Genomic DNA, 25,772 nt, shown 5'->3' on the forward strand with positions numbered 1-25,772 from the left:
CGCGCGACGCCTGCCGGAGGCGGCACCGTGGCGGTCATGACCACAGACACGGTGACCCTGACGGGGTTACGCGCGGTGTACGGCGCTGCGGGCCGGCCGGTGACGGCGCTGGACGGCGTGACGACCAGCTTCGCCAGCGGCACGTTCACGGCGGTGATGGGCCCCTCCGGCTCGGGAAAGTCCACGCTGTTGCACTGCGCGGCGGGGCTGGACAGTCCGACCGAGGGTGTCGTCACGATCGCCGGCGTACGCCTGAACGACCTGGGCGAGGACGAGCTGACCCGGCTGCGGCGGGATCGGATCGGCTTCGTGTTCCAGGCGTTCAACCTGGTGTCCACGCTGACCGCCGCGCAGAACGTCGAGTTGCCGTCGCGTCTCGCCGGCCGCCGCCCACCGGCCCGGGACGTCGCCGCCGCGCTCGACGCCGTCGGCCTCGCCGACCGGGCCGGGCACCGGCCCAGTGAGCTGTCGGGCGGCGAGCAGCAGCGCGTCGCCGTGGCCCGAGCCTTGCTCACCCGCCCCGCGGTGCTCTTCGCCGACGAGCCCACCGGAGCGCTGGACAGCGCGGCGTCCCGGCAGGTGCTGCGACTGCTGCGCGCGCTGGTGGACGACCACGGGCAGACCGTGGTGATGGTGACCCACGATCCGGCCGCCGCCGCGTACGCCGACCGGGTCCTCCTGCTCGCCGACGGGCGTGTCGTCGACGAGATGACCGACGGAATCACCGCCGCAGCCGTCGCCGCCCGGATCGCCGAGCGGGAGACCGCCGGGGAGCCCTCGTGTTGAGCATCCGGCGTTCGGCCAGCGCGTTCGTGGCCGTCGCCATCGGGGTCATGCTGGTCGCGGCGGCCACCCTGCTGCTCGCCTCCGGGCGTCCCCGGGTGCCGGACCGACTGGCGCGGGCGGCCGTGGTGGTGCAGAGCCCGGAGGCGGGCGCCGCCGCCGACTCGTTCGTGCCCACCCGCCCCTGGTCCGCGACCGTGGCGGCGACCCTCGCCGCCCGGCTGGCCGACCTGCCGGGTGTGACGGCGGCGGTACCGGACCGGACCTTCTACGCCCAGCCGCTCGTCGACGGCCGTCCCCCGGCGGTCGAAACTGGGCGCGAGGACGCCCACCAGGGGCACGGCTGGTCCAGCGCCCATCTCGGTGGACTGCGTCCCACGGCCGGCGAGCCGCCCCGGAACGCCGACGAGGTGGTCCTCGACCGTGCGCTCGGGCTGCGGACCGGCGCGTCGGTCACCGTGCTCACCGCGTCGGGGCCGCAGCCGTACACCGTGAGCGGTCTGGTCGACGCTCCCGGCGTCCACGTCGCGGACGAGGTCGCGGCCGCGCTCGCCCCCGGCGTCCGGGCGATCGGTCTGCTGCTCTCGCCCGACGCCGATCCGGAGGAGGTCGCCGTGGCGGCCCGGGGGATCGTCGGCGGCGACGGCCGGGTGTTGACCGGCGACCAGCGCGGGGCGCTGGAGCCTCGCGGGGACGCCCGCAGCCGGTGGATCGGCATGCAGGTGCTCACCGCCACGGCGGCCCTCGCCGGTTTCGTCACCGTCTTCGTGGTGGCCTCCACGTTCGCGTTCACCATCGCGCAGCGCCGCCGCGAGCTGGGCCTGCTGCGCGCGGTGGGCGCCACCGGACGCCAGGTCCGTCGCATGGTGTACGTCGAGGCGCTCGCCGTCGGGACCGTCGGTGGGGTCGCCGGTCTGCTGGCCGGGGCAGCGCTCGCCCCGGCACTGGGTGCCCTGCTGGTCGACGCCGGTCTGGAGCCGGCGACCTACACGGTCCACTACCACCTCTGGCCGGTTGCGGTCTCGCTCGTCGCCGGGCCGGCGATCGCGTTGCTGGCCGTCTGGTCGGCGTCCCGCCGGGCGGCCCGGGTCCGTCCGCTGGAGGCGTTGCGCGAGGCCGCGGGGGAGCAGCGGCCGATCGGGCGGGCGCGGGTCGTCACCGGGGCGCTGCTCGTCACGGCGGGGATCGCGCTCAGCGTGGGGACGGCGACCGCCGACGAGGCCCGGATCGCCGCGCAGTACGCCCTGTACGCCGTGATGGCCCTGGTGGCCGGCGCCACCGTGCTCGCGCCGGCGGTGGTCGGGCCGGTCGTACGGCTCCTACGCCTCCCGATACGACGGCGCGGGGGCGCGATCGGGATGCTGGTCCGGGGTAGCGCGTTGACCGCCACCCGACGGACCGCCGCCATCGCCGCGCCGGTGCTGCTGACGGTCGCGTTCGCGGTGCTGGTGTCCGGAATGGTGCGCACCACCAGCGCCGCGTACGCGGCAGGTCGGGCGGACAACGTCAACGCCGGCTGGATCGTCGTGCCCGATTCCGGGCCCGGTCTGTCGGACGCGGCGGTCACCGGGACCGGCGGCACCGCCCTCCTGCCGACCACGGTCTACCGCACCGACCCCGGAACGTCGCCGGCGGACCGTCCACTCACCGCGCTCGGCGTGGACCCGGTGGGCTTCGCCGCCGCGAACCGGGTACTCACCGTCGTCGCCGGCACGCTCGACGATCTGCGGGGCGACGACACGGTGGTGGTCACCGCCGCGACGAACCTGCGCCCGTCCGCGTCGTACGAGGTGGTCTTCGCCGACGGGACGGCGGTGTCGCTGCGCGTCGTGGCCGTGGTCACCGACGACTCGCTCCCCGGTGACCTGCTGCTGCCCCGGGCGGTGGTGCGGACGCACGACCCCTCGGCCCTGACGTCCACGGTGTACGTCCGGGACCGGATCGACCCGCCCGTCGGCGCACGGGTCGTCGACGTGGCCACCTGGGCGGCCGAGGCGGACGCGGCCGAGGACCGCCTGGTCTGGCTGTTCACGGTGCTGCTGATCGGGGTGTCCGCGGGCTACGGCGCGATCGCGGTCGCCAACACGTTGGTGCTGGCCGCCGCCGGCCGGGCTGCCGACCTGCGGTTGATCCGGCTGGCCGGGGCCACCCGACGGCAGGTCGTCTGGCTCGTCACGGCGGAATCCGCCCTGGTGGTGCTGATCGGCGCGCTGCTCGGAGGCGCGGTCGCGTTCGTCGGCCTGCTCAGCATCCGCGCCGGCCTCGCCGAGCAGGTCGGCGCCCCGGTCGACCTGGTGGTGCCGTGGACGGTCGTCGGCGCGGTGGTGGGTCTGTGCCTGCTGCTGGCCGTGCTCGCCAGCGTCCTGCCGACGTGGCGCTCGCTGCGGCACGGTCCCGCGCGGGCGCCGCTCGGCGTGGTCGCATGACCGGGCGCAGGATCGGCCTCGCGCCCGGTCAGTCCACGACCGGCAGCACGACCTCGTTGCGGCGCAGGAACCACGGTTTCCACGGCGGGTCGAAGCGCGCGTACCGGATGGCTCCGGTGGGTTGCAGCCCGGCGGCGGTCACCGCGCGGCCGAGCATGGTGGCCCGCTGGCTGAAGGCGTGCTCCGTCCACCGGCCGGAGAACCGCATCGCCGCCGCCAGCTGTGCCGGGACCTCGTGGATCCGCACCCGGGCGTCCACCGGCTCGGGCACCGTCGCGGCGGTGACGGTGGCCGGCAGGACGAACTGGATCAGGTACGCGCCCGGCCGCTCACCCTCGATCTGGACGACCGGCAGCGTCATCGGGATCTTGGCCGAGCCGCTGGCCACCGACGTCGTCGACACGGCCGACCCGACCGGCTGTCGGGCCCGGTTGGCGCCCCCGACGTACGCGGCCAGCGGCCGGAACGCCTCCATCGGCGCCCGGGTGAACGACGCCTGGACCCGCATCTCGGCCACCAGGTGGGCCGGATAGCGGCGCAGCTCGAAGCCGGGGTGTCGGGACACCATCCGGTACGGCTGCTGCTCGGTCATCGCGCGCTCCCAGGATCTCCTGGCCTGACGCTACCGCCCCTCCGGCTGCCGCTCGGCCGAAGTCGGTTGTCCCGTCCCCGGGGCGACGGTCCGCCAGTACTGGCGTCCGCCCTCGTCGCGCAGCACCACGCCGAGCCGGCCGAGTTCCCGGCGCAGCTCCCGTACGTCGTCGCGGCGCTCTCGTCCGAGAGCCCGGTCGCGGGCACGCAGCAGCGCGTCCGCGCCGGCCGGCAGGCCGGGCAGGTCGGGGACCCAGAGCCGGTACGCCGACCGGTGCGGGTCGTCGTCCGTCCAGGCCCAGCCGTGCGCGCGGAACGCCGCGGCCAGTTGGGACGCCGGCAGGTCCGTCGACTCCCGGACGAGTTCCGCGCCGTCGCCGTCGAGCAGCACCAGGTGTTTGTCGGCCAGGAAGGCGACCCGGGTGTCGGCCCGCGCGACGGTGCGGACCTGGTCGGCGCGGCGCAGCCGGACCTGCGTGGAGTCCACGGTGACGATCAGCCGTTCGGCGGTGCCGACCCCGGCGACCACCAGGCCGCCCAGGACGCCCACGGCCATCGCGCCGAGGGTCGCCTGCGGCTCCGGCAACCGGTCCAACCACCTGACGAGGTCGCCGAACGGCACCCAGGACAACCGGGACAACCACCCCGTCGACGCGGCGAGGAGCCAGCCCGCCCCCGCGCCGAGCAGCGGGAAGCCACCCCAGAGGACCGCCAGCTCCAGCGGGCCGCCGCTGACGATGGTGCGGGGACGGTAGCCGGCCGTGTCCATGGTCAGGACACCTCGCGGCGCAGCGTACGGACGAGGCCGGCGGCCAGCGGAAGGGCCATCCAGACCAGCAGGGAAACCGCCAGCCGCCCCCACTGTTCGCCGGTGAGGGCATCGCTGCTGAACAGCGGTTCCATGGTCCGGCTGGTGTCCAGCCAACCGGCCGGACCGCGCAGCGGCCGGACCATCTCGCCGAGCACCGACCAGAGGGTCGGCAGCAGCAGGTAGCCGACGATCGCCAGCGGCGGGTTGAGCAGCAGCAGACCGAAGGCGGCGCCCATCAGCACCCCGGCCACCTGGACGATCGCCCCGTTCAGGATCAGCGTCGCGTCGACCTGCCAGGTGCCCGCACCGCCCGTGGCCGACGCGACGAGCGTCCCGACGGCCGCGACGGCCACGGTGACCAGCAGAGAGGCGAGCGCGGCCAGCACCACCGCGAGCAGTTTCGCGGTTACCACCCGCTCCCGCCGGGGGACCAGCGCGTACGTGGTGAGGGCGGTGCGCTGTGACCACTCGCTGGTGATCGACAGGATGCCCAGCACCGGCAGGAGCACGTTGACGGGCAGCAGCGAGGTCACGAAGTAGGTGGAGAAGGTCTGTTCGGCGTCCTCCGCGTAGATCAGCAGGAGGGTGACGACCGCGACGACGATCAGACCGATGGTGATCAGCATCCAGCGGCCGGCCCGGGTGTCGACGAGCTTGCGCAGTTCGACAGCGGTGAGTCGGAGCAGCGACGGGGGGCGTACCGGGGAATGGCGCCGGGACGCGACGGCGTCGGCGGCGGGCGCGGTGGTGGTGGTCATCGGACGGCCTCCCTGGTGGATTCGCCGGCGGTCAGGGTGAGGAAGAGCTGTTCGAGGCCGCCGCTGCCGGCGGGCCGCAGCTCGGCCAACGCGACGCCGGCGTCGGCCGCGGCCTGACCGACGGTCTCGGCGTCGGCCTGCACGAGCAGGCCGTCGGCGCTGTCGGCGGCGGTCAGGTCGGCCGCCTCCAGCGCCCGGCGCAGCGCCGCGCCGTCGCGGGCCCGCACCACCGTGCCGCCACCGGCCAGCAACTCGTCCTTGCCGCCCTGGGCCACGATCCGGCCGCCCCCGATCACCACCAGCCGGTCCGCGACCGCCTCCACCTCGCGCAGCAGGTGGGAGGAGAGCAGCACCGTGCCGCCCCGGTCGGCGAAGTCCCGCAGCAGACCTCGCATCCAGAAGATCCCCTCCGGGTCCAGGCCGTTCGCCGGCTCGTCGAGGATCAACACCCGGGGGTCACCGAGCAGCGCCTGCGCCAGGCCGAGCCGCTGGCGCATGCCCAGCGAGTACGCCCGTACCCGACGCTTCGCGGCCACCGCGTTCAACCCGACCAGGTCGAGCTTCGCGGCGACCTCGCGCTTGTCCAAACCCATGGTGTACGCGGACAGCGTCAACGCCTCGCGGCCCGTGCGGCCCGCGTGCTGGGCGGAGGCGTCCAGCAGCACGCCGACCTCCCGCCCCGGGTTGGGCAGCTCCCGGTAGGGGTGCCCGGCGACGGTGGCGTGGCCGGCGGTCGGTGTGGTCAGCCCACAGATCATGCGCATGGTGGTCGACTTGCCGGCGCCGTTGGGCCCGAGAAAGCCGGTGACGGTGCCGGGCTCGCACTGGAACGACACGTCGTCCACCGCCGGGTGCGGCCCGTACCGCTTGGTGAGGTTCTCCACGGTGATCATGCGGTCGAGCCTGCCGCCGCCGCCCGGCTGTCCGCTGCGGCCGCTCGTCGATGTCGCACCGACCTTGGTCGACGCTCCGGTCGAGACTTTGGTAGCTGGTTGTCGGGGCCGGTAGCTGCCTAGCATGGGCGCGTGACCAGCATCGCCGTTCCCGAGCATCCCTGGCTGCTGCCGGGGGAGCTGGTGGTGCCGGCGGAGCCCGCGCGGGCCCGTCCGCGTCGTACCACCCGCGACTGGGTGGTGGACAGCCTGGCCTTCCTCATCAGCCTGCTCTGGGTGCTGTTCGCCACCGTGGACGGGCTGTCGCCCAGCCCGGAGTCGGCGGTCCCGTTGCCGTACGACTGGATGGTCGGCGCGGACGCTCTGATCGGGCTGGTCTCCTGCGCGCTGCTCTGGGTACGTCGGCGGTGGCCGCTCGGGCTGGCGGTGGCCACCCTGCCGTTGAGCATGTTCTCGATGGCCGCCGCGATCCCGCTGTTGATCGTGTTCTTCACCGTGGTGGTGCACCGCCGGACGGCCGTCGCGGTGGCGGTCACCGGTGTCGGCCTCCTCACCAACCTGGTCTTCAGCTGGGCGCGTCCCGACCCGGCCATGCCGTACTTGCTCACCGTGTCCTGGGGCGTGGTGATCACGCTCGCGGTGCTGGCCTGGGGGATGTTCGTGCGGGCCCGGCGGCAGTTGATCGTCTCGCTGCGCGAACGCGCCGAGCGTGCCGAGGCAGAGCAGCAGTTGCGGGTGGCCCAGGCCCGTCACCTCGAACGCACCCGCATCGCCCGGGAGATGCACGACGTGCTGGCCCACCGGATCTCCCTGCTCAGCCTGCACGCGGGCGCGCTGGAGTTCCGCCCGGACGCGCCCGCCGACGAGGTGGCCCGCGCCGCCGGAGTGATCCGGGGCAGCGCCCACGCCGCCCTGCAGGACCTGCGGGAGGTCATCGGGGTGCTCCGGGCCGAGGGCGACGGCGGCGCCGGCGACGCGCCCGAGCCGCCCCAGCCCACCCTCGCCGACCTTCCGGCCCTGATCGACGAGTCGCGGACGGCCGGTGTGCGGGTCAACGTCAGCGACAGTGTGGCCCGGTCGGAGGAGGTGCCGGCGGCGCTGGGACGGGCGGCCTACCGGATCGTGCAGGAGGGTCTGACCAACGCCCGCAAGCACGCGGCCGGCGCGGCCGTCACCGTGGACGTGACCGGTGGCCCGGGCAGCGGGCTGACCGTGGCGATCGCCAACCGGTGGCCGGTGGGCGCTCCGGCCGGCGGCACGCTCCCGGGCGCGGGCACCGGCCTGGTCGGCATCAGCGAACGGGTCACCCTGGCCGGCGGCCGACTCGCCTACGGGCGGGACGACACCGGCGACTTCCGGCTGGCAGCCTGGCTGCCGTGGCCGGCGTGACCGCCCCGGCCGGCGGGCCTGGCTCTCCTGACGTTCCCGGCGCCCGTGCCGAATCCGGTCCGGCCGGCGGGTCGGAGCCGGTGCGGGTGCTGATCGTGGACGACGACGCGCTGGTCCGGGCGGGGCTCTCGATGATCCTCGGCGGTCTGCCGGACCTGCGGGTGGTGGGCGAGGCGGCCGACGGCGGCGAGGTTCCCGCGGCGGTCGCCGCGTACGCCCCGGACGTCGTGCTGATGGACATCCGGATGCCTCGGGTGGACGGGCTGGCCGCCACCGAGGCGCTGCGTGGGCAACCGAACCCGCCCGAGGTGCTGGTGCTGACCACCTTCGACGCCGACGAGCAGGTGCTGCGGGCCTTGCGCGCCGGCGCGGCGGGCTTCCTGCTCAAGGACACCCCGCCGGTGGACATCGTGCACGCGGTACGCCGGGTCGCCGCGGGCGAGGCGATGCTCTCCCCGTCGGTGACCCGCACGCTGATCAACCACGTGACCGCCGCCAACCCGGGCCTGCCCGGCCCCGATCCGCGACGCGAGCGGGCGCTGCGCCTGCTCGCCGCGCTCAGTGAGCGGGAACGGCAGGTCGCGATCGCCCTGGGGCGGGGGCACACCAACGCGGAGATCGCGGGGGAGCTGTTCATGAGCGTGGCGACGGTGAAGGCGTACGTCTCCCGGCTGCTGACCCGACTCGACCTCAACAACCGGGTCCAGGTGGCCCTGCTCGTGCACGACGCCGACCTCGTCTGAGTGTCGACCTCGTTGGCGTAGCACTCCTTGATACCCTCATTTATGAGGGTTCCAAAAATGACAGCATCAAGGGTGGTTGCATGGACGGCTTCGTGGGGCGGGAGCGTGAGCTGGCCCTGCTCGACGGGATGCTCGCGCGGGTAGCTCGCGGTGGCCGGGCCGGCCGGCCGGGTCGCGCCCTCCTCATGCGTGGTCGCCGACGGGTGGGCAAGTCGCGGCTCGTGGAGGAGTTCGTCGAGCGCGCTGAGGTCCCGCACCTCTTCTTCACCGCCTCAGCGCAGCCGACCGCCGCCGCCGATCTGGCCCTCTTCGTAGAAACGGCGGCCACATCTACGTTGCCCGCAGCGCAACTGCTGACCGAGCAGCAACCACGGACCTGGGACGCAGCACTCACCCTGCTCGCCGCCGCGCTGCCGACCGATCGGCCGAGCGTCGTCGTCCTGGACGAGATGCCGTACCTCATCGCGAGCGACCCGGGCTTCGAGGGCACACTGCAGAAGGTGTTCGATCGAGAGCTGTCCCGGCGGCCGGTCCTGCTGATCTGCGTCGGTTCGGACCTGGCCATGATGGAAGCCCTGAACGACTACGGTCGGCCGTTCCACCAGCGGGCCACCGAGATGGTCATCCCTCCGCTGAGCCCGGCCGATGTCCGCGACATGCTCGACCTGTCCGCCGCCGACGCTTTCGACGCCTATCTGGTGTCCGGCGGTCTGCCCCTGATCCTCGACGAGTGGCCAACCGGTGCATCGGTGCACGAGTATCTGGCCGACGCGGTACGCGATCCGACCTCGGCCCTGCTGGTCAGCGGCGAACGCGCGCTTGCGGCGGAGTTTCCACCCCAGTCCCAGGCGGGTCTGGTGCTGCGGGCCATCGGCTCCGGTGAGCGGACCTTCACGCTGATCTCTCGTGCGGCAGGGGATCTACCGCAGGCGTCCCTGAACCGCGCCCTGGGTCTGCTGACCCAGAAGCGGGCCGTGGAGGTCGCCGTCCCCCTGTCGACCAAGCCGTCGAGGGAGACGAGGTATGCGGTGGCTGACCCGTACCTCCGTTTCTGGCTGTCGTTCCTGGGGCCCCACCTGGCAGAGATCGAGCGTGGGCGAGGCGATCTGACCCTGCAGCGGATCCTGCGATCGTGGACGTCCTGGCGGGGCCGGGCGATCGAACCTGTCGTCCGCGAGACGATGCGCCGGCTGCCCGGAGATGCGTTGCCAGCCGAAGCGTCGGTGATCGGCGGCTACTGGACGCGTACGAACGACCCGGAGATCGACATCGTCGGCGCTGATCGGGGGCCGGTTGCTGAACGCATCTGCTTCGTCGGCTCCGTGAAGTGGCAGGAAAATCGTCCCTTCGATGCCCATGACCTGGGCCGACTGCTTCTGCACCGGTCCCGGCTGCCCGGAGCGGATGAATCGGTACCGATCGTTGCCGTGTCGCGCAGCGGTGCCGCCGTCGACGGGATCCGCGTGCTGTCGCCGGAGGATCTGCTTATCGCGTACCGCGATTGAACCTTCGCCCGATGCCGGCCGTACCACTGCCCGAGGATGTCGGTGCGGTGGGTCCGCCGTACCGCTGCCGAGCTGCGGGAGGCCTGCCGTGCGTGTTGGTGAGCAGTCGACGGATCCCATCGACCAGGTGCTGGGCGAGGTGCCAGTGCCGGCACCACTGACCCCCGAGGATGTCCGGCTCGCGGTCCGGGCGGTGGTCGTACACACCGCCGAGGAGTGGCCGACCGGACCGCTGTGCCGTAACGACGGCGCGTCCTACCCGTGCCGCCTGCACCGCTGGGGGCGTCGCGTCCTGGAGGCGCACGGGCTCAACGAGCGGCAGATCGAGGCGCTGATCCGGCACGGCAACCCGTTCGTGCACGTGCCCTTCCCGTTCACCGCGACCGGGCCGTCGTCCGCGCGTCCCGCCGCCCGGCCGGCCACGCCCGCCGGCTATCCGGCGCCGCCGCCCGGCCGGGCCGGACTACCCGCGCGACACCAGGCCGCGCGTGCCACCCCCACCGGGGTACGACCCGCGCCTGCCGGCCGCCCGGTGAGTCCCGGTGTCGCCGCCCCGCGCTGGCCCCGGGCGAGCTGAGCGGCGTCACCCCACGGCCCGCTCTGCCCGGGGCGACAGGGCGTCGGCCCGACGCGGAGGTGCTCCCACCGCGTCGGGCCGACGTTCCGCCGATCGGTTGGTTCAGTCGTTGCCGGCGCCGATCCCGCAGTCCGGCGCGGACCAGTTCGTCGTGTTCGAGCTGCTGTCGCTGTTGTTCTCGCGCCGCGAGTCGACGTGCACGTGGTCGTCGTGATCGGGGTAGCCGGGCCCGTAGATCCCGCTGAAGCCGTGGTTACGGGCGTCCCGCGCGACCGTGCACAGGGACGACGTCCGTGAGGTGACGTCGGCCGCGTGGCCGTACAGGTGCTGGCTGTCCGACGCGCCGCCGACCTGGTTGTTGCAGGCACGGCTGCGGAAACCGCTCGTCACGTTGAGCGGCTTGTCGCCGAGACTCTTCCGCAACGCCTCCAACTTCCACATGGTGCGCAGCGCGTTCTGCTTGGTCTGGGTCGCCGACAGCGGGCCGCCGCTCCATCCGCTGCCGCCGCACCCGTTGTCCAGCTCGCTGTAGCTGAAGTGCGCGGGCGTGCAGTCGTTGTCCTGGAGTTGGTACAGCTTGGCGTACGTCTGCGGGCCGGCGACGCCGTCGGCGCGCAACCCGTACGCCTGCTGGAACCGCTTCACGGCGGCGGCGGTCTTCGGTCCGTAACGGCCGTCGTTCTCGACGATGTCCCGGTAGCCGGCCCAGCCGGCGACCCGGATCTGCAACTGACGGACGTCGTCGCCCGAGCGCCCCTGGTACAGGTTGCGGTTCCAGGTGTAGCAGCCGTCCGCGTACGCTGCCGGCGCGGCGACCACCGAGGCGATCGCTGCCCCGGGCAACGCCAGGGCGAAAGCGACAGCAACTCGCTTCAAGGTGTTTACGCGCACAGAAGTCCTCCCGATAGGAGAGCGAATGGGGTGGGCTCTGGGACATCGACCGGGACGTCCCGCGATTTCCACCCTCGCACTGATCAGTGCGCTTGGCGGCAATAACGAGAATTGTCCTCATGATTCGCCCGTTCCTGGGCCCCGGCTGTGAATTCGGCTGATTTGCGAAACAGCCATTTCCCCCGTTCGGCCCGCTAGCGCGGGAACGGCACCGAACGTCGCATTCGGTGGCACCCAGGGTGATGTTCCTTCCCGCTGGGAGGCCGGTAACGTCAGGCCCGGGCGACGGACTGGCGGAGGTGCACGTGGCACGCGGTGGCGTCTTCTGTGTCGAGGGTCAGTGGCACCGTGACCTCAACGAACGCGGCTCCGTGCTGCCCACCCTCGAACTGCTGGAGCGGCTCGGCAAGATCCGCTTCATCCACAAGGACGCGGCCACCCGCGACGAGTTGTTCTACTTCCTGGACCGCTGGCTGCTCAAGCAGTACGCCGACCACCGTGTGGGGTTCTTCGCCATGCACGGTGAGCCGAGCCGGCTCTGCCTCACCGACTGGCAGTCGGTGGAGCTGAACGAGGTGGCCGAGTTGATGGCCGGCCGCTGCGAGGGGCGGCGGCTCTATTTCGGCAGCTGCTCGGTGCTGCGCGCGTCGGACGCGGTGCTGCGCGAGTTCCTGGAGGTCACCGGAGCCGCCCTGATCTGTGGTTTCACTCGGGACGTCGACTGGGTCGAGTCGGCTGCCTTCGAAACCGTCCTGCTCGACGTGCTGGCCAACGGGCAGCGGCACAACGCCGCCGAACTGCGGATGGGCTCGGCGCACTGGGCGCCACTCGCCTCGTACCTCGGCTTTCGGGTGATCTACGCCAACGGCCGGGCGTGGCGCCCCGCCGGCCGGCCCCGCGTGCCCGCCCAGGCGGTGCACCGCGCGGCCGCCGACCCCCGCTGACCCCCACCGCCCGCGCACCCGCCGCCGGCCTGGTAGGAACGAGTGATGGCACGCAGCATCGCGAAGAACACCCGGGTCGACCGGGACACCCTGCTCGACTTCCTCCGGCCGCGACACCGTGTCGTGCTGATGACCACCCGGGCCGACGGCCGGCCGCAGTCCTCCCCGGTCTCCGCCGGGATCGACGGCGAGGGTCGGCTGGTGGTGTCCACGTACCCCGAGAGGGCAAAGGTGACGAACATTCGCCGCGACCCTCGGGTCTCGGCGTGCGTCCTCTCGGACGACTGGAACGGCCCCTGGGTGCAGATCGACGGCACGGCCGAGGTGCTGGACCTGCCCGAGGCGCTGGAGCCGTTGGTCGAGTACTTCCGCAGCATCTCCGGCGAGCACCCGGACTGGGACGACTACCGGGCGGCGATGGTGCGCCAGGGCAAGTCACTGATCCGGGTGACCATCGACGCCTGGGGCCCGATCGCGACCGGCGGCTTCCCGGCCCGCCTCGCCGACTGATCCCGCGCGTCGCTCCGCCTCGCCCGCACCCGCCAGGTGGGTGCACTGTCGGGCTGAAGGGTAGGTTGGCTCGACCGCTGCTCGGCCCGGCTGGTCAGTAGCTGCCGCTCGTCAGTAGGCGGCGGTGAAGCGCGTGTTCACGTACCGGGGCTGCTCGATCTCGTCGACGATCGCGACCGCGAGATCCTCGTAGGTCAGCACCGACCGGCCCTGGTCGTCGGTGACCGGCTCGTCCGTGCCCGTGCGGTAGTGCCCGGTGCGGTCGCCGGGGTGGAACTCCAACGGCGGCGGCGAGACGTAGGTCCAGCGCACCCCGTCGGCGGAGCTGCGGTAGTAGTCCAGAGCGTCGGCCTGGCCCATCGCCGAGTCCCGGTACTGCTCGGGGAAGTCCGGCTCGTCGAGGAAGCGCGTGCCGCGCGGGGTGAGCAGTGTCGACCCGCCACCCAGATGGATGATCCGCGGCGCGGCCGGCATGGACCGCAGGACGGTCACCAGGGTCTCGGCGGCCGTGCGCCAGAGCTCGCGCTCACCGCCGCCGATGGCCACCACCAGCGCGTCCGCGTCCGGTGCCAACTCCCGGACGCTGCGCTCGCTGGTGGCGTCGCCGGTGACCGTGCGCACCCCGTCCGGCAGGTACGAGGTCGCCTCCGGCCGACGGACCGCGGCGATCACCCGGTGCCCCCGGTCGGCGGCCTCGGCGACGACTCGCGACCCGGCGGTGCCGCCCGCGCCAAACACGACGATGGTGCTCACCAGCCCAGGCTAGGGACCGGGTCGTTCCGCCGCCCGCGAAACGGCGATCCCGATCAGTCGGCCAGGGCGGCGTAGACGAGCTGGCGCAGCTGGGAGCGGAGGGGGTAGGTGCTCGACGGCAGGAGCTGGGTGAACAGCAGCGTGGTGATCTCCTCGGTCGGGTCCACCCAGAAGGCGGTGCTGGCGACCCCGCCCCAGTAGTACTCGCCGACGCTGCTCGGCACCCGGCTCGGAATCGGGTCCTCCACGACCGCGAAGCCGAGGCCGAAGCCGATCCCGTCCAGGGTGCTCTCGGCGAAGCCGCCGGTGGACAGGGTGCCCAGGTCCTGCCCGCCCGGGAGGTGGTTGCGGGTCATGAAACGCACCGTTCGTGGCCCCAGCAGACGTACGCCCTCCAACTCGCCGCCGCGCAGCAGCATCTGGGTGAAACGGTGGTAGTCGGCGGCGCTGGAGATCAGGCCGCCACCACCGGAGAGCAGGCCGGGCTTGTGGTGCGCGAGAGCGCCGAGCCGGTCGTAGCGGAACGCCTGCCCGCTGCGCGGATCCGGTGCGTAGAGCGCGGCCAGCCGTTCGGCCTCGTCGCCCTCGACCCACCAGCGGGTGTCCGTCATGCCCAGCGGGCCGAAGATCCGGTCGGCGAAGAAGGCGTCGAGGCTCTGCCCGGAGACCACCTCGACCAGCCGACCGAGCACGTCCGTCGCGACCGAGTAACCCCAGGCCGTACCGGGCTCGAAGAGCAGGGGGAACTCGCCGAAGGCCGCGCAGGCGGCGGCCAGGTCGACGTCCGCGGGCGGGTACAGGTCGTAGCCGGCGGCCCGGTAGAGCCCGTCGACCACCGAGGTCTGCATGAAGCCGTACGTCAGGCCGGCCGTGTGGGTGAGCAGGTGCCAGACCCGGATCGGCTCGGTCGCCGGCACCGTGTACGGCTTGAGCGTCGAACCCTTCGAGTAGACCCGCAGGTCGGCGAACTCGGGCAGCCAGCGGCTGATCTCGTCGGTCAGCTCGAACCGACCCTCCTCCCACAGCATCATCGCCGCGACGGAGGTGACCGGCTTGGTCATCGAGTAGATGCGCCAGAGCGTGTCCGACTCGACCGGCGCGCCCGACTCCCGGTCCCGCAGGCCGTACGTCGAGGAGTGCGCCACCTCGCCGCGGCGGGTGACCACCACCTGCCAGCCGGCAAGCCGGCCGTCGTCGACGTACCTCCCGAAGTGTCTGTCGATCCGGGCCAGCCGCGCCGGGTCGAAGCCGATCTCGTCCGGGTCCTTGCTCCGCGCCACACTCACGTCGCCGAAACTACTCGCCGGTACGCCGCTACCGGAAGGGGCGGCTCCCCGGTGGCGTCGGTCGGCGGCACTAGCCTGGCCGGATGCCGACGTTGACCGAGGACGTGACCTTCCGCCACGAGGACTGGTACGGCGAGGAGTTGGCCGACCGCCAGTTCGTGGCCTGCGAGTTCTTCGACGTGGACCTGACCGAGGCGGTCACCCGCGGTGCGGTCTTCACCGGCTGCACGTTCGGCAACGTGCGGTTCAACGCGTCCCGGCACCTCGACTCGGCGTTCACCCGCTGTGTCTTCAAGCGCTGCAACTTCTTCGAGGCCGAGTTCACCGGCTGCAAGCTGGTGGGCAGCACCTTCGTCGAGTGCGAGCTGCGCCCGTTGCGCGTCGACGGCGGCGACTGGTCGTTCGTCGCGCTGCCCGGAGCGGACCTGCGCGCCGTCCGGCTCAGCGACGTGCGGATGCGCGAGGCCGACCTGACCGGCGCCAACCTCACCGGGGCCACCGTGACCGGCGTCGACCTCTCCGGGGCGCAACTTCAGCGCTGCCGCCTCGGTGGCGCCGACCTGCGGCGCAGTGATCTCACCGCGCTCGACCCGACGTCGGTCGAGAGGGCCGGCGCCCTCGTGGACGCCGAGCAGGCGCTCGTCATCGCGCAGGCGCTCGGCTTCCGCATCGGCTGAGGCCGGGCGACCACCGGTTGATGAGCCGGCTGTCCCATACCGTCCCGATCCGGACTGGACACGTCATGCTGTCCCGATTTAGCGTGTCGACCACGCCGGTGCAATCGTGAACGACCCACAGTGGACGGTCGATCCGTCACGTGCGGTGGCGGTCGGGCGGCAACGTGGAGGAGTCGGTGGCGGACGAGGACCGTACGCGGGATGGTTCGCGGGCCGGGGACGAGCCGGCCGCTCGACCGGCGTCGCACCGGCCGCGATCCGCCGCGGCAGGCCTGAGCCACCGAGCGCTGCGCCGGCTCGCCCGCGCCCGTAAGCGGCGGCGTTGGGCACTGGAAGGGGTCGGCGCGGTCGTCTGCCTCGTGGTGCTCGTGGCGTACCTCGGCACGAGGTCCGGCCCCGATTCGGGCGACGGGACGGGTGGCGGCCCGGGCGGCGTGCCCGCCGGCGCCGCCCGTCCGACGGGCCTGCCGGGCGCGGACGGACGTACCGGTGAGGCCGGCCCGGCGCTGCCGGGTCTGCGACCGCGGCAGCGGCCACCCTCACCCGAACCGACCCCGTCGACCAGCCCACCCGCCTCGGAGTCGGCGAAGCCGGCCGCGCCGCTGCTGTCGGTGACCCGCGCCGAGGTGCCCGCCGAGGTCGACCTGACCGCCGTGGGCACCCGGGACTGGATGCACTGGGGGCTGCGCGGCGGCAACTCGACGGTCCGCAAGCGCTCCGGCTCCGGGGAGATCGTCGACGGGGGTGGAAAGGGCCGCCGGATCGGTTGGGACGGCAACCAGGAGATCGTCCGCTGGTCCGACGGCGCGCCCGACCGCTGGGACCGGGGGAGCTCCGACGGCGTCTACACCTGCGGCGTGGGCAACGGTTTCAGCCTGGCGGTCGCCGGCAGCGGCGCGCCGCGCACCGTCCAGGTGTACGCCGGGATCTGGATGGCACGCGGTCGGCTCGACGTGCGGTTGTCCACCGGCGGGCCGGTCAGCACCCTGCGTCTGGAGGACCCGTACACCAGCCAGAGCGCCCAGTTCGTCATCCGGTTCGCGGCGCCGAAGGACGCCCAGCTGGTGGTGAGCTGGACGGTCGAGAAGGTCTACACCGAGCACTGCGGCAACGTCGGCCTCCAGGCTGTCGCGCTCCGCTGAGCGGGACAGTTTGTCCGTCGCCCTCCGTCGGTGGCGACGTAACTTTCTGCTGTCCCCGTTCACCTTCCACTGTGGAGGCTGCGCAGATGAGCAGCAGTACCGCCCACCGCGTCCGTCCTGCCGCTCGCCCCGGCGTCGACGAGCCGGAGGTGCTCAGCGACATCCCCTTGCCGCCGTACGTGACGGTTGAGGATGCCCAGTTCGCGGTGCGCGCGGTGGTCGTACACGCGCCTCGGCGCTGGTCCGGTGGGGTCGTCTGTCGCAACGACGCCAGCCCTCACCCGTGCCGGCTGCACCGATGGGGTACCCGGGTGTTGACGCTCCGCGGCCTGCACGCCGCCGAGATCGCCGCGCTCATCGAGCGCGGCGACCCCGGGGCGGTGCCCCCCACACCGAAGCGCCCCGCCTGACCCGCGTCCGGGCTCAGCAGGTGATCGGCTTGACCCAGGAGCACTCCACGCCCTCCGGCGTACGCGGAGTGTCCGGCACCTCGGGCGCGGCGACCCGGGCCGCGCTCGCACCATCCTCGCGGTGACCGGCCAGCGTCACGGCGATCTGGTCCTCCAGCGCCTTGACGGACGCCGTCAGGTAGTTGTTGAGCAGGATGGAGAACGCGAGCAGGTGGCCGTCCGCGCTGGTGACGTAGCCGGACAGCCCCGACACGCCGGTCAGACTGCCGGTCTTGGCGTGGACGTTCCCCGCCGCCGGCGTACCGGCCATGCGGCTGCGGAGCGTGCCGCCGACGAACCGCTCCGGCTGCCCCGCGATGGGCAGCGCCGCGTACCAGGTGGTGAACCAGGGCTGGGCCCGTACGGCGCTCAGCAGGTCGACGAACTCCGCAGCCGGCACCAGGTTGCGGCGGGACAGGCCCGAACCGTCGCGTTGACGCAGGGTTCCGGTGTCCATTCCCGTGTCGGCGACGTACTCGCTGATGGCCGTCAGACCGGCGGACCAGGTGCCGGTGCCGGAGAGCACGCGGCCGATCTCCTTGGTCAGGACCTCGGCGTGCCCGTTGTTGGAGAGCTTGAGGAACGGCGTCATCAGCTCGCCCAGGCTCATCGAGTCGTGTCCGGCGACCGGTTGAGCGGTCTCCGGAGTGGGCTCACCGAGTACCGTCCGGCCGAGCACCCGTACGCCGTGCCGGCGCAGCGCCGCCCGGAAGACCTCGGCCGCGAGCCCGGTGGGCTCCCAGACGGTCACCCAGTCGCTGGCGGGCTCGTCGCCGACGGCGATCTGCCCGGTCACCACGATCGTGTTGCCGCCGTGCTCGCGCTCGATGGAGATCGAGGTCTCGCCCTCGCTGACCGTCTCGGCCCGGTTGTTGATGCGTACGTAGCTGGTGGGCGGCGTGGTGGTGACCACCGGCCGCGCGCCGGCCCGGTTGGCCGGCGCGGCGTGCACGATCACGGTGCCCGCGTCGTAGTCGGTGTCGGGTGCCACGGTCAGCGCGGAGACCTGGGCGGCGTAGTAGTAGGGCTCGTCGTCCCACGTCCAGTCCGGGCCCAACCGGGTGCGGTCGTAGCGGGTGTCGTCGGCGACCAGGTTTCCGGTGACGATCCGGACACCGGAGGCGGCGACCTGGGCGGCGAGCGCGTCGTAGTCGGCCGCGAGCATGGTCGGATCGCCGCCGCCGCGCAGATAGAGGTTGCCGGAGAGCAGCCCGGCGCGGCGCGGGCCGGTGGTCTGCACGTCGGTACGGAAGTGGTGGCCGGGACCGAGCAACCCCAGGGCGGCGGTCGAGGTCAGCAGCTTGGTGTTGGAGGCCGGGACCAGCCGCCGGTCGCCGTTGCGGTCGTAGAGGGTCTTCCCGGTGCTGGTGTCGACGACGACCACCGACGTCTGTGCGCCGGCCAGCCGGCTGTCGGCGAGGATCGCGTCGATGGTGGCGCGCAGTCGGGTCGTCGCGGGGGTGGGCGACTCGGCGGTGGCGCCGGACGCGCCGACGGTGGCCACGGTGGCGACCAGCGCGAGCAGCGCGACGGCGCGCGGAAAGAGACGACGGTGCATGCGCCGATGCTGCCATGAAGATTATCGCCAGAAAAGAGCCCCGGACGAAGCTTATTGCCCTTCGCGGTGTCCCGGTCGGCCGAGCTTTCGTTCGTGCCCGCCCCAGTAGTGGCGTTGCCCGCCCATCACCAGCGGTGCCACCAACGCCGCGAGCGCCCCGCCGAGCAGCGGAAAGACGATGAACACCCAGAGTTGGCGGAGCGCCGCCCCGCCCTCGAAGACGGCCGGACCGAAGGCGCGGGCCGGGTTGACCGCCGCGCCGGTCAGCGTCACGCCGACGAGCTGGGTGGCGGCCAGGGCCAGGCCGATGGCCACGCCCGCGATGCCGGGGTTCTCGCTGCGACTGGTCACGACGAGCACGACCAGGACGAAGAGGAACGTCAGCACGATCTCCAGCACGGCCGCGCCGCCGCGGTTGATGTGCGCGCCGTACCCGTTCGAGCCCAGCGCCCCGGTCTGGTCCGCGACGTCACCCCAGCGGGTCAGTGCCCAGAGCAGGAAACCGGCCACGGTCGCCCCGGCGAACTGCGCGATCCAGTAGGCGACAGCGCCGATCACCGAGATCTTTCCGGAGAGCAGGACGCCGAGCGTCACCGCCGGGTTGACGTGACTCCCGGAGAGCGGGCCGATCGTGTAGACGAGGGCCAGCATGACGAATCCGAAGGCCAGCGCGACGACCACCACGCCACCCTGAACCCGCGCGGCGACGGCGGCGCCCACGCCGAAGAAGACCAGCAGCAGGGTGCCCAGAAATTCCGCGGCGGCACGTCTGGCGTCATCCATCATTTACTCAGCGTAAGGATAGTTCCGCTCGCTGGCGGGCAAATCAGCGCCGTGACCAGCGCGGAAGCGAAGGTCGGACTGATCCGGCTCTATTTGACGTATCGCTCGGTAGCGGGCACCGTGGGCTGGGAAGGGGCCTGTCAGCCGCCCCGATTCGACGCGACGGCGATGACCGTCCGTCTCTCCCGTCGCCTCCCACGCGTGCTCGTACGCGGGTCGATCGTCCGCCTCTGCGTGACAACCGACCGCGAGCCGAGAAACCACGAGGAGTTCCACACATGCTCACCATGACCGACAACGCCGTGCTCGTCATCCGTGACCTCGCCAACCAGCAGGACGTCGCCCAGGACGGCGGCGTGCGGATCGCCGCCGACACCGACGCCGGATCGCTCACCGTTGAGCTGGTGCCCGAGCCGGAGCAGGGTGACCAGGTCGTCGACAACCAGGGCGCACGGATCTTCCTCGACCCGGACGCCGCCGAACTGCTCGGCGATGCCTCGGTGGACGCCACCGTCGACGACGAGGGCATCATCCAGTTCGGCTTCACCGAGAAGCAGTAGGGGCTCTCACCGGGGCGAACGCCCCCGCTGCGGCGGCCCCGGCCGGGAGTCCCAGCCCGACTGGCCGGGGTCCTCGGGTCGCAGCAGCGCGGCGAGCACGTGCGCCAGATGGTGCGACGTGCTCCACGCCGTCCAGTTGGCGGCGGACCCCGCTCCGGCCCCTCGGCGTGCGCGGCGCAGCAGCTCGTGGTCACCCCAGGAGAACGCCGCGCCCACGCTCGACCAGTGCGGTGCCGCCACCAGCGTCCGGCACAGGTCGGCGAAGCGGTCGTCGCCCCGGCCGCCCCGGCGCGACCAGCGGTAGACCCACCAGCCGTCGTCGGCGGTGTACCGCACGCTGGGTAGCCGGTCGCCGGGGTCTCCCGAGTCGGGCAGCGCCGAACCGACGCCGTAGTCGCCGTAGTCGACTCCGACGTCGGCCAGCCGCTGCCAGAGCTGCCAGTCCCAGCGTTCCAGCCGTACCGGCTCGTCGGTGGGCAGCCGGGACAGCGTCGGCGGCATGCCGCCCGCCGCCACCGTCGCCGAGCGCCACGCGTGGCGACGGGCCCAGTCCAGCAGCCGCCGTACCCGGGGCTCCGCCACCCGCACGTCCGCCGGGCAGCAGACGTCACCCGCGTCCACCAGCAGGTCGCACTCCTCCGGCGCGAGGCCGGTGTACCGCCAGATCCGTTCGACGGCGGTCGTGTCCGCGTCCGGGCCCGCCCGGTCGTGCGCGGCCCGTACCCGGACCAGCGCCCGCCGGGCGTACGCCCCGGCCGCCGCGCCGTGCGCGACGAGCCGCCGCTCACTCTCCGCGAGCCCGATGACGGGCATCAGCGGTACGCCCCACCGGACCAGCTCGGTGTCGATCGAGTCGGGCTGGGCGGTCACGTCGATGGCCGGCAGCAGGCCGACCGGGAGCCGGCGCAGACCGTCCCTCGTGGCGCGGTCGACGGCGCTGACCTCCAGGATCGGCGCGACGAGCGCGGCAGTCGCGGGATCGAGGTGGGTCAGGGCTTCCAGCTCGCCGCGTCGGCGGCTGGCGAGAATGGGGCGGTAGACCGGCGCCACTGCCCGGCCCCCGTGGGCGGGCACCATACTTCAATCTAGTCAGGCATTCGCATGCCTCCACACTTTCTGGTACCGAAAATCCGCTGTCTGGCTGTCGGTTCGGCGACTACGCTCGCCCGATGTCCGCGTCGCCGTACCGTTACCGCTCCAGCGACGAGGACAGCGCCCGCTGGGTCGGCTTCAGTTTCCGCGACGGCGACATCGTGATCAGCACCCGCTCCAAGAGCGGCACCACGTGGATGCAGATGATCTGCGCGCTCCTGGTGCTGGGCACTCCCGAGCTGCCGGCGCCGCTGTCCGAGTTGTCGCCCTGGCTGGACTGGTTGGGCGAGCCACGGGACGTGGTGTACGAGCGGTTGGCCGCGCAGCCGCACCGGAGGTTCATCAAGACACACAGCCCGCTGGACGGGGTACCGCTCGATCCCCGTGCGCACTACGTGGTGGTGGCGCGGCATCCACTGGACATGGCCGTCTCCCTCTACCACCAGGCGGGAAACCTGGACCGGGCCCGTGTCGCGGAGCTGACCGGCCAACCCGCTCCGACGGGAGCGGCGCGTGCCCGTCCGTCGCTCGGGCAGTGGCTGCCGAGCTGGGTCGACCACGAGGTCGACCCACGTGTCGAGCTGGACTCGCTGCCCGGGGTGTTCTGGCACCTGCGCGACGCCTGGGCCCGCCGGCACGAGCCGAACATCACGCTGGTGCACTACGACGACCTCCGCGCCGACCTGGGCGCACAGATGCGGATGCTGGCCGACCGCTGGGGTGTCGAGGTGCCCGCCGGGCGGTGGCCCGCGTTGGTCGAGGCGGCCACGTTCGACCGGATGCGGGAGCGCGCCGACCAGCTCGCCCCGGACACGCTCGGCGTGTTGCGGGACCGTCAGGCGTTCTTCCGTCGGGGCGGCTCGGGGCAGGGGCGTGGCCTGCTCGACACGGCCGCGCTGGCCCGCTACGAGAGGCGGGCGCGGGCGCTCGCCCCGCCCGACCTGCTCGCCTGGCTGCATCGCGACGCCTGAGACGTACGGGAGAACGAGCGCGCGGCGCCGCTCCGACCGTGGTCGTAACGTCGCCGCGCTCTGGCCGTCTCCCACCACCGCAGCCGTTCGGCGGTACGCCAGCGGGGACCTGGCTCGACCGGCCGTTCGCCGGTCAGCGTTGTCGATCCCCGGTCGGCGCGGATCCAAACCTGCCGACCGTGGGGAATTCCACCATCTGCCAGTCCCGGCGTGACGCGGGACCGAACGGGGTATGAGCGGGCCATGGAGCATTTCACGATCGCGACCGTCGCCGAGAAGAGCCCGGACTTCCGGCGGGTGCTGTGGACCGGTGAGCACACCCAGTTGGTGATCATGACGATTCCGCCGGGCGGGGAGATCGGCGAGGAGGTACACGAGGGCATCGACCAGATCCTGACGTTCGTCAGCGGGACGGGCGAGGCCCGGGTCGCCGGTGAGAAGCGGGAGGTCGTCGCGGGGGACCTGGTCGTCGTGCCGTCCGGCACGAAGCACAACTTCGTCAACACCGGCCCGAACCCGCTGGTTCTCTACACCGTCTACGGGCCTCCGGAGCACGCCGACCAGGCGGTGCACCACACCAAGGAGGAGGCCGACAGGGCCGAGGAGGCCGGCGAGGACGAGCCGCCGACCGCATGACGGCGGCGGCCTGAATCGGGCCGATCCGGGTACGCGCGCCTGGTGACGCAGCCGCCGATCTCCGACTACGGGTTCCTCTCGGACTCCCGTTCCGGAGCTCTGGTCGGGGTCGACGGCTCGATCGACTGGTGGTGCCCGCACCGGTTCGACGGCGCCTCCGTCTTCGGCCGGCTGCTCGACCCGGACGGTGGGCACTTCCGGTTGGCGCCGGTCGGCGCCGGCGGCCCTGGTCACCGGGTCGAGCGCGCCTACCGTCCGGAAACGCTCATCCTCCGGACGGTGCACCACACGCCGCACGGCAGCGTGTCGGTGACGGACGCGCTCGCCGCCGAGCCCGGCGCCCGCGCGCACGAGTTGGGCATGAACTCGCCCGCCGTGCTCGTCCGCGTGGTCGAGGGCCTGTCCGGGCGGGTACGGATGGCGCTTGACTTCGCCCCCCGGCCGGAGTACGGCCTGCTCACGCCGTACCTGCACGAGCAGCCCGGCGGCGCGGTGGTGGCCGATGCCGGCCCGGTGGTGCTGGTGCTGCGGGCCGGGGGCATGCCGCTGCGGGCGAGCCGGGACCGGGTGACCCACGAGTTCGAGGTCTCCTCCGGTCAGGTGGTGGGGATCGACGTGGCGTTCGGCCAGGCGTACGGCACACCACCGGTCCAGGTGGACCCGCTGGCCGCCCTCGCCGACACGACCCGGGCCTGGGAGGCGTTCCGGGATACGCACACGTACTCGGGTCGGTACCCGGAGTTGGTCCGGCACAGCGCGACGGTGCTGACCGGTCTGACATACGCCCGCAGTGGCGCGGTGGCGGCGGCGTTGACCAGTTCCCTGCCGGAGCAGATCGGCGGCGACCGCAACTACGACTACCGGTACTCCTGGTTGCGGGACTTCTCGCTGACGATGCGGGCGCTCTGGGTGGCCGCCTGTCCGGAGGAGACGTCGAGGTTGTTCGCCTGGGCGGCCCGGTCGATCGGTCAGTTCGGCGACGAGCCGGTGCCGGTGCTCTTCGGGTTGGAGGGCGAGCGTGACCTCTCCGAGCACCACTGCACTCACCTGCGCGGATATCACGACAGTCGCCCGGTGCGCGTCGGCAACGACGCCTGGAAGCAGCGGCAGCTCGATGTGCCGGGTGAGGTGCTGTCGGCGGTGTGGCGGCTGCGCGACTACCTCGGCGGGACATTCGACCGGGAGTTGCGGGAGATGGTCCTCGGCCTGACCGAGCAGGTGGCCGCGACCTGGCACCTGCCGGACCGGGGCATCTGGGAGACCCGGGACGAGGAACGGCACTACCTCTCCTCGAAGGTCTCCTGCTGGTTGGCCATGGATCGGGCGGTGGGGCTCGCCGACCGGCTCGGTGAGCGGGCCGATCCGCGCCGCTGGACCGGCATCCGCGACGAGATCCGCGAGACGGTGCTGCGCGAAGGCTGGAACGACCGGATCGGCGCGTTCACCAGCTCGTTCGGCTCGGCCGAGTTGGACGCGTCGGTGCTCGCTCTGCCGGTGGCGCATTTCCTTCCGGCGACCGACCCCCGGATGCGCTCGACCATCGCCATGGTGGAGCGTGAGTTGGGCACGGAGGACGGCCTCGTCCGGCGTTGGACGAGCGACCCTGCCGGGTTCCTGCTGTGCTCGTTCTGGCTGGTGGAGTGTCTGGTGATGGCGGGTGAGCCGAAGCGGGCCGAGGAGCTGTTCGAGCGCGTGGTGGGTCGCGCCAACGACGTGGGCCTCTTCAGCGAGCAGATCGACCTGACCAACGGGGCGCAACTCGGCAACATGCCGCAGGCGCTGTCCCACATCGGGCTGATCAACGCGGCCTGGCGGCTGACCGAGCCGAACAGCTTCTGACCGTGCCGGCTCAGGCCAGCACGGGTACGCCGGAGACGTCGACCGTCTCCGGATACTTCAGCCCCGCGCCGGTGTTGAGCACCACCACCCGTTCGCCGGCCCGGATCCACCCGCCGGCGCGTAGCTGGCGTGCCGCCGTCAGGCAGGCCGCGCCCTCCGGGCAGAGCAGCAGTCCCTCCCGGGCCGCGAAGTCCCGCAGGTCGGTCAGGATCTCGGCGTCGTCAACGGCGACGGCGGTGCCGGCGGACGCCCGCAGGGCCGCCAGGATCAGCTCGTCACCCAGCGGCGTCGGCACGGTGATGCCGAACGCCACCGTGTGCGCGTCGTCCCACGGGCGGGCCCGGGACTCACCGGCGGCGAAGGCCCGCACGATGGGCGCGCAGCCGGTCGACTGCACCGCCACCAGCCGGGGCAGCTTGTCACCGACCCAGCCCAGCTCGCGCATCTCGTGCAGCGCCTTGTGGATGCCGATCAGGCCGACCCCGCCACCCGTCGGATAGATGATCACGTCGGGCGCCTGCCAGCCGAGCTGCTCGACGATCTCGTACCCCATGGTCTTCTTGCCCTCGAGCCGGTAGGGCTCGCGCAGCGTGCCGGCGTCGAAGATCGCCCCGTCCGACTCGGCGATCAGCTCGGCCACCCGCCGGCCGGCGTCGCTGATCAGCCCGTCCACCAGGCGCAGGTCGGCGCCGGCGGCCACGCACTCGCGCCGGCAGATGGTCGGTGCGGCCAACGGCATGACGATCGTGGCGCCCATTCCGGCGCGCGCCGCATAGGTCGCCCAGGCCGACCCGGCGTTGCCGTTGGTGGGCATCGCGATCCGCTTGACACCCAGCTCGCGGGCCCGGCTCACGCCGACCGCCGCGCCACGCGCCTTGAACGAACCGGTCGGGATCAGCCCCTCGTCCTTGACCATCAGGTCCGCGATGCCGATCTCGGCCCCGTACGCCGGAGCGCGCAGCAGCGGCGTCCAGCCCTCACCGAGCGTGGTGACGTGCCGGGGATCGGCGACGGGCAGCAGCTCCCGGTAGCGCCACAGGTCGGCCGGGCGCAGCGGGAAACGCTCCGGGGTGACCGCCTTGGCGACCGCCGGCAGGTCGTACCGGGCCAGCAGCGGCGAACCGCAGTCGCAGAGGTTCTGCAGCTCGTCGGCGGCGTACTCCAGGCCGCAGCGCGGGCAGTCCAGGTGGGTCAGGTACACGTCG

Annotated in this window: 26 protein-coding genes; 15 read left to right on the top strand and 11 right to left on the bottom strand. The window is 72.7% G+C overall.

The annotated features are described in order from the left end of the window. Positions 1-36 precede the first annotated feature (36 nt). Positions 37-786, top strand: a complete 750-nt coding sequence (locus tag ACQPZK_RS05370; protein WP_433537229.1) for an ABC transporter ATP-binding protein — start codon at positions 37-39, stop codon at positions 784-786. Further along, on the top strand, positions 780-3,209 hold the full coding sequence (locus ACQPZK_RS05375; RefSeq protein ID WP_433537230.1) for an FtsX-like permease family protein: 2,430 nt from the start codon (positions 780-782) through the stop codon (positions 3,207-3,209). The genes ACQPZK_RS05370 and ACQPZK_RS05375 overlap by 7 nt, the downstream gene beginning before the upstream one ends. Before the next feature lie 28 nt (positions 3,210-3,237). Here ACQPZK_RS05375 and ACQPZK_RS05380 read toward each other — a convergent pair whose 3' ends face one another. Genes ACQPZK_RS05380 through ACQPZK_RS05395 form a run of 4 tightly spaced genes read right to left on the bottom strand, consistent with a single transcriptional unit; the run spans position 3,238 to position 6,262 of the window. Beyond that, entirely contained in the window at positions 3,238-3,801 is a 564-nt protein-coding gene (locus ACQPZK_RS05380; RefSeq protein WP_433537231.1) for an SOUL family heme-binding protein, read from the bottom strand. A gap of 30 nt (positions 3,802-3,831) precedes the next feature. Further along, positions 3,832-4,569: a YqeB family protein gene (locus tag ACQPZK_RS05385; RefSeq protein WP_433537232.1), complete on the bottom strand. Its 738-nt coding sequence runs from the start codon at positions 4,567-4,569 to the stop codon at positions 3,832-3,834. A 2-nt stretch (positions 4,570-4,571) separates the two neighbouring features. Beyond that, positions 4,572-5,369, bottom strand: coding sequence for an ABC transporter permease (locus ACQPZK_RS05390; protein ID WP_433537233.1), 798 nt, complete (start codon positions 5,367-5,369; stop codon positions 4,572-4,574). After that, positions 5,366-6,262: an ABC transporter ATP-binding protein gene (locus ACQPZK_RS05395; RefSeq protein ID WP_433537234.1), complete on the bottom strand. Its 897-nt coding sequence runs from the start codon at positions 6,260-6,262 to the stop codon at positions 5,366-5,368. The genes ACQPZK_RS05390 and ACQPZK_RS05395 overlap by 4 nt, the downstream gene beginning before the upstream one ends. 132 nt (positions 6,263-6,394) lie before the next feature. Here ACQPZK_RS05395 and ACQPZK_RS05400 point away from each other — a divergent pair, with 132 nt between their 5' ends. The 4 genes from ACQPZK_RS05400 (at position 6,395) to ACQPZK_RS05415 (ending at position 10,476) form a co-directional block, all read left to right on the top strand. Further along, complete coding sequence (locus ACQPZK_RS05400; RefSeq protein ID WP_433537235.1) at positions 6,395-7,651, top strand: sensor histidine kinase; 1,257 nt, start codon at positions 6,395-6,397, stop codon at positions 7,649-7,651. Continuing rightward, a complete protein-coding gene (locus tag ACQPZK_RS05405) occupies positions 7,630-8,394 on the top strand; it encodes a response regulator (protein WP_433539114.1) in 765 nt (254 codons plus the stop codon). The genes ACQPZK_RS05400 and ACQPZK_RS05405 overlap by 22 nt, the downstream gene beginning before the upstream one ends. 80 nt (positions 8,395-8,474) lie before the next feature. Beyond that, positions 8,475-9,899 carry an ATP-binding protein gene (locus tag ACQPZK_RS05410; RefSeq protein WP_433537236.1) on the top strand — a complete coding sequence of 475 codons (1,425 nt, stop codon included), beginning with the start codon at positions 8,475-8,477 and terminating at the stop codon, positions 9,897-9,899. Between the two features lie 88 nt (positions 9,900-9,987). After that, entirely contained in the window at positions 9,988-10,476 is a 489-nt protein-coding gene (locus tag ACQPZK_RS05415; RefSeq protein WP_433537237.1) for a hypothetical protein, read from the top strand. Positions 10,477-10,578: 102 nt separating this feature from the next. Here ACQPZK_RS05415 and ACQPZK_RS05420 read toward each other — a convergent pair whose 3' ends face one another. Continuing rightward, on the bottom strand, positions 10,579-11,367 hold the full coding sequence (locus ACQPZK_RS05420) for a D-Ala-D-Ala carboxypeptidase family metallohydrolase (RefSeq protein ID WP_433537238.1): 789 nt from the start codon (positions 11,365-11,367) through the stop codon (positions 10,579-10,581). Between the two features lie 305 nt (positions 11,368-11,672). Here ACQPZK_RS05420 and ACQPZK_RS05425 point away from each other — a divergent pair, with 305 nt between their 5' ends. After that, on the top strand, positions 11,673-12,311 hold the full coding sequence (locus ACQPZK_RS05425) for a DUF6642 family protein (RefSeq protein ID WP_433537239.1): 639 nt from the start codon (positions 11,673-11,675) through the stop codon (positions 12,309-12,311). Between the two features lie 45 nt (positions 12,312-12,356). Further along, positions 12,357-12,821, top strand: coding sequence for a PPOX class F420-dependent oxidoreductase (locus ACQPZK_RS05430; protein WP_357127763.1), 465 nt, complete (start codon positions 12,357-12,359; stop codon positions 12,819-12,821). Positions 12,822-12,932: 111 nt separating this feature from the next. Here ACQPZK_RS05430 and ACQPZK_RS05435 read toward each other — a convergent pair whose 3' ends face one another. Both ACQPZK_RS05435 and ACQPZK_RS05440 read right to left on the bottom strand, forming a co-directional pair. Further along, positions 12,933-13,574: an NAD(P)-dependent oxidoreductase gene (locus ACQPZK_RS05435; RefSeq protein WP_433537240.1), complete on the bottom strand. Its 642-nt coding sequence runs from the start codon at positions 13,572-13,574 to the stop codon at positions 12,933-12,935. A 53-nt stretch (positions 13,575-13,627) separates the two neighbouring features. Then, positions 13,628-14,860: a serine hydrolase domain-containing protein gene (locus ACQPZK_RS05440; protein WP_433537241.1), complete on the bottom strand. Its 1,233-nt coding sequence runs from the start codon at positions 14,858-14,860 to the stop codon at positions 13,628-13,630. Between the two features lie 83 nt (positions 14,861-14,943). Here ACQPZK_RS05440 and ACQPZK_RS05445 point away from each other — a divergent pair, with 83 nt between their 5' ends. From ACQPZK_RS05445 to ACQPZK_RS05455, 3 genes are all read left to right on the top strand, one after another. Then, positions 14,944-15,537 (top strand): pentapeptide repeat-containing protein, encoded by a 594-nt coding sequence (locus ACQPZK_RS05445; RefSeq protein WP_433537242.1) that lies wholly within the window; start codon positions 14,944-14,946, stop codon positions 15,535-15,537. A 176-nt stretch (positions 15,538-15,713) separates the two neighbouring features. Next, entirely contained in the window at positions 15,714-16,679 is a 966-nt protein-coding gene (locus ACQPZK_RS05450; protein WP_433537243.1) for a hypothetical protein, read from the top strand. A gap of 86 nt (positions 16,680-16,765) precedes the next feature. Beyond that, positions 16,766-17,089, top strand: a complete 324-nt coding sequence (locus ACQPZK_RS05455; RefSeq protein WP_433537244.1) for a hypothetical protein — start codon at positions 16,766-16,768, stop codon at positions 17,087-17,089. Between the two features lie 13 nt (positions 17,090-17,102). Here ACQPZK_RS05455 and dacB read toward each other — a convergent pair whose 3' ends face one another. Together dacB and ACQPZK_RS05465 are read right to left on the bottom strand one after the other, a co-directional pair. Beyond that, on the bottom strand, positions 17,103-18,686 hold the full coding sequence (gene dacB / locus ACQPZK_RS05460; protein ID WP_433537245.1) for a D-alanyl-D-alanine carboxypeptidase/D-alanyl-D-alanine endopeptidase: 1,584 nt from the start codon (positions 18,684-18,686) through the stop codon (positions 17,103-17,105). 51 nt (positions 18,687-18,737) lie between these two features. Then, the gene (locus ACQPZK_RS05465) at positions 18,738-19,472 is read right to left on the bottom strand and encodes an MIP/aquaporin family protein (protein WP_433537246.1); all 735 of its coding nucleotides are present in this window, start codon (positions 19,470-19,472) and stop codon (positions 18,738-18,740) included. 275 nt (positions 19,473-19,747) lie between these two features. On the opposite strand from ACQPZK_RS05465, the gene ACQPZK_RS05470 reads away from it, so the two are divergent. Beyond that, complete coding sequence (locus ACQPZK_RS05470; RefSeq protein ID WP_355051907.1) at positions 19,748-20,029, top strand: adhesin; 282 nt, start codon at positions 19,748-19,750, stop codon at positions 20,027-20,029. Positions 20,030-20,035: 6 nt separating this feature from the next. Here the strand turns inward: ACQPZK_RS05470 and ACQPZK_RS05475 are convergent, their stop codons facing one another. Continuing rightward, a complete protein-coding gene (locus ACQPZK_RS05475) occupies positions 20,036-21,079 on the bottom strand; it encodes a beta family protein (RefSeq protein WP_433537247.1) in 1,044 nt (347 codons plus the stop codon). A 119-nt stretch (positions 21,080-21,198) separates the two neighbouring features. On the opposite strand from ACQPZK_RS05475, the gene ACQPZK_RS05480 reads away from it, so the two are divergent. From ACQPZK_RS05480 to ACQPZK_RS05490, 3 genes are all read left to right on the top strand, one after another. Then, positions 21,199-22,092 (top strand): sulfotransferase domain-containing protein, encoded by an 894-nt coding sequence (locus tag ACQPZK_RS05480; RefSeq protein WP_433537248.1) that lies wholly within the window; start codon positions 21,199-21,201, stop codon positions 22,090-22,092. A 243-nt stretch (positions 22,093-22,335) separates the two neighbouring features. Next, positions 22,336-22,728: a cupin domain-containing protein gene (locus ACQPZK_RS05485; protein WP_355051904.1), complete on the top strand. Its 393-nt coding sequence runs from the start codon at positions 22,336-22,338 to the stop codon at positions 22,726-22,728. Positions 22,729-22,770: 42 nt separating this feature from the next. Next, positions 22,771-24,567: a glycoside hydrolase family 15 protein gene (locus tag ACQPZK_RS05490; protein WP_433537249.1), complete on the top strand. Its 1,797-nt coding sequence runs from the start codon at positions 22,771-22,773 to the stop codon at positions 24,565-24,567. 10 nt (positions 24,568-24,577) lie between these two features. Here ACQPZK_RS05490 and ACQPZK_RS05495 read toward each other — a convergent pair whose 3' ends face one another. Then, positions 24,578-25,768 (bottom strand): threonine synthase, encoded by a 1,191-nt coding sequence (locus ACQPZK_RS05495; protein WP_433537250.1) that lies wholly within the window; start codon positions 25,766-25,768, stop codon positions 24,578-24,580. Positions 25,769-25,772 lie beyond the last annotated feature (4 nt).

The sequence above is a fragment of the Micromonospora sp. CA-249363 genome, assembly GCF_050950185.1.
Lineage (GTDB): Bacteria > Actinomycetota > Actinomycetes > Mycobacteriales > Micromonosporaceae > Micromonospora.

What these genes read in the sequence shown, in the direction of transcription:
- ACQPZK_RS05370 (WP_433537229.1), top strand. Translation starts at nt 37, where the DNA reads ATGACCACAGACACGGTGACCCTGACGGGGTTACGCGCGGTGTACGGC.
- ACQPZK_RS05380 (WP_433537231.1), bottom strand. Translation starts at nt 3,801, where the DNA reads ATGACCGAGCAGCAGCCGTACCGGATGGTGTCCCGACACCCCGGCTTC.
- ACQPZK_RS05385 (WP_433537232.1), bottom strand. Translation starts at nt 4,569, where the DNA reads ATGGACACGGCCGGCTACCGTCCCCGCACCATCGTCAGCGGCGGCCCG.
- ACQPZK_RS05390 (WP_433537233.1), bottom strand. Translation starts at nt 5,369, where the DNA reads ATGACCACCACCACCGCGCCCGCCGCCGACGCCGTCGCGTCCCGGCGC.
- ACQPZK_RS05395 (WP_433537234.1), bottom strand. Translation starts at nt 6,262, where the DNA reads ATGATCACCGTGGAGAACCTCACCAAGCGGTACGGGCCGCACCCGGCG.
- ACQPZK_RS05410 (WP_433537236.1), top strand. Translation starts at nt 8,475, where the DNA reads ATGGACGGCTTCGTGGGGCGGGAGCGTGAGCTGGCCCTGCTCGACGGG.
- ACQPZK_RS05430 (WP_357127763.1), top strand. Translation starts at nt 12,357, where the DNA reads ATGGCACGCAGCATCGCGAAGAACACCCGGGTCGACCGGGACACCCTG.
- ACQPZK_RS05445 (WP_433537242.1), top strand. Translation starts at nt 14,944, where the DNA reads ATGCCGACGTTGACCGAGGACGTGACCTTCCGCCACGAGGACTGGTAC.
- ACQPZK_RS05455 (WP_433537244.1), top strand. Translation starts at nt 16,766, where the DNA reads ATGAGCAGCAGTACCGCCCACCGCGTCCGTCCTGCCGCTCGCCCCGGC.
- dacB (WP_433537245.1), bottom strand. Translation starts at nt 18,686, where the DNA reads ATGCACCGTCGTCTCTTTCCGCGCGCCGTCGCGCTGCTCGCGCTGGTC.
- ACQPZK_RS05465 (WP_433537246.1), bottom strand. Translation starts at nt 19,472, where the DNA reads ATGATGGATGACGCCAGACGTGCCGCCGCGGAATTTCTGGGCACCCTG.
- ACQPZK_RS05470 (WP_355051907.1), top strand. Translation starts at nt 19,748, where the DNA reads ATGCTCACCATGACCGACAACGCCGTGCTCGTCATCCGTGACCTCGCC.
- ACQPZK_RS05480 (WP_433537248.1), top strand. Translation starts at nt 21,199, where the DNA reads ATGTCCGCGTCGCCGTACCGTTACCGCTCCAGCGACGAGGACAGCGCC.
- ACQPZK_RS05485 (WP_355051904.1), top strand. Translation starts at nt 22,336, where the DNA reads ATGGAGCATTTCACGATCGCGACCGTCGCCGAGAAGAGCCCGGACTTC.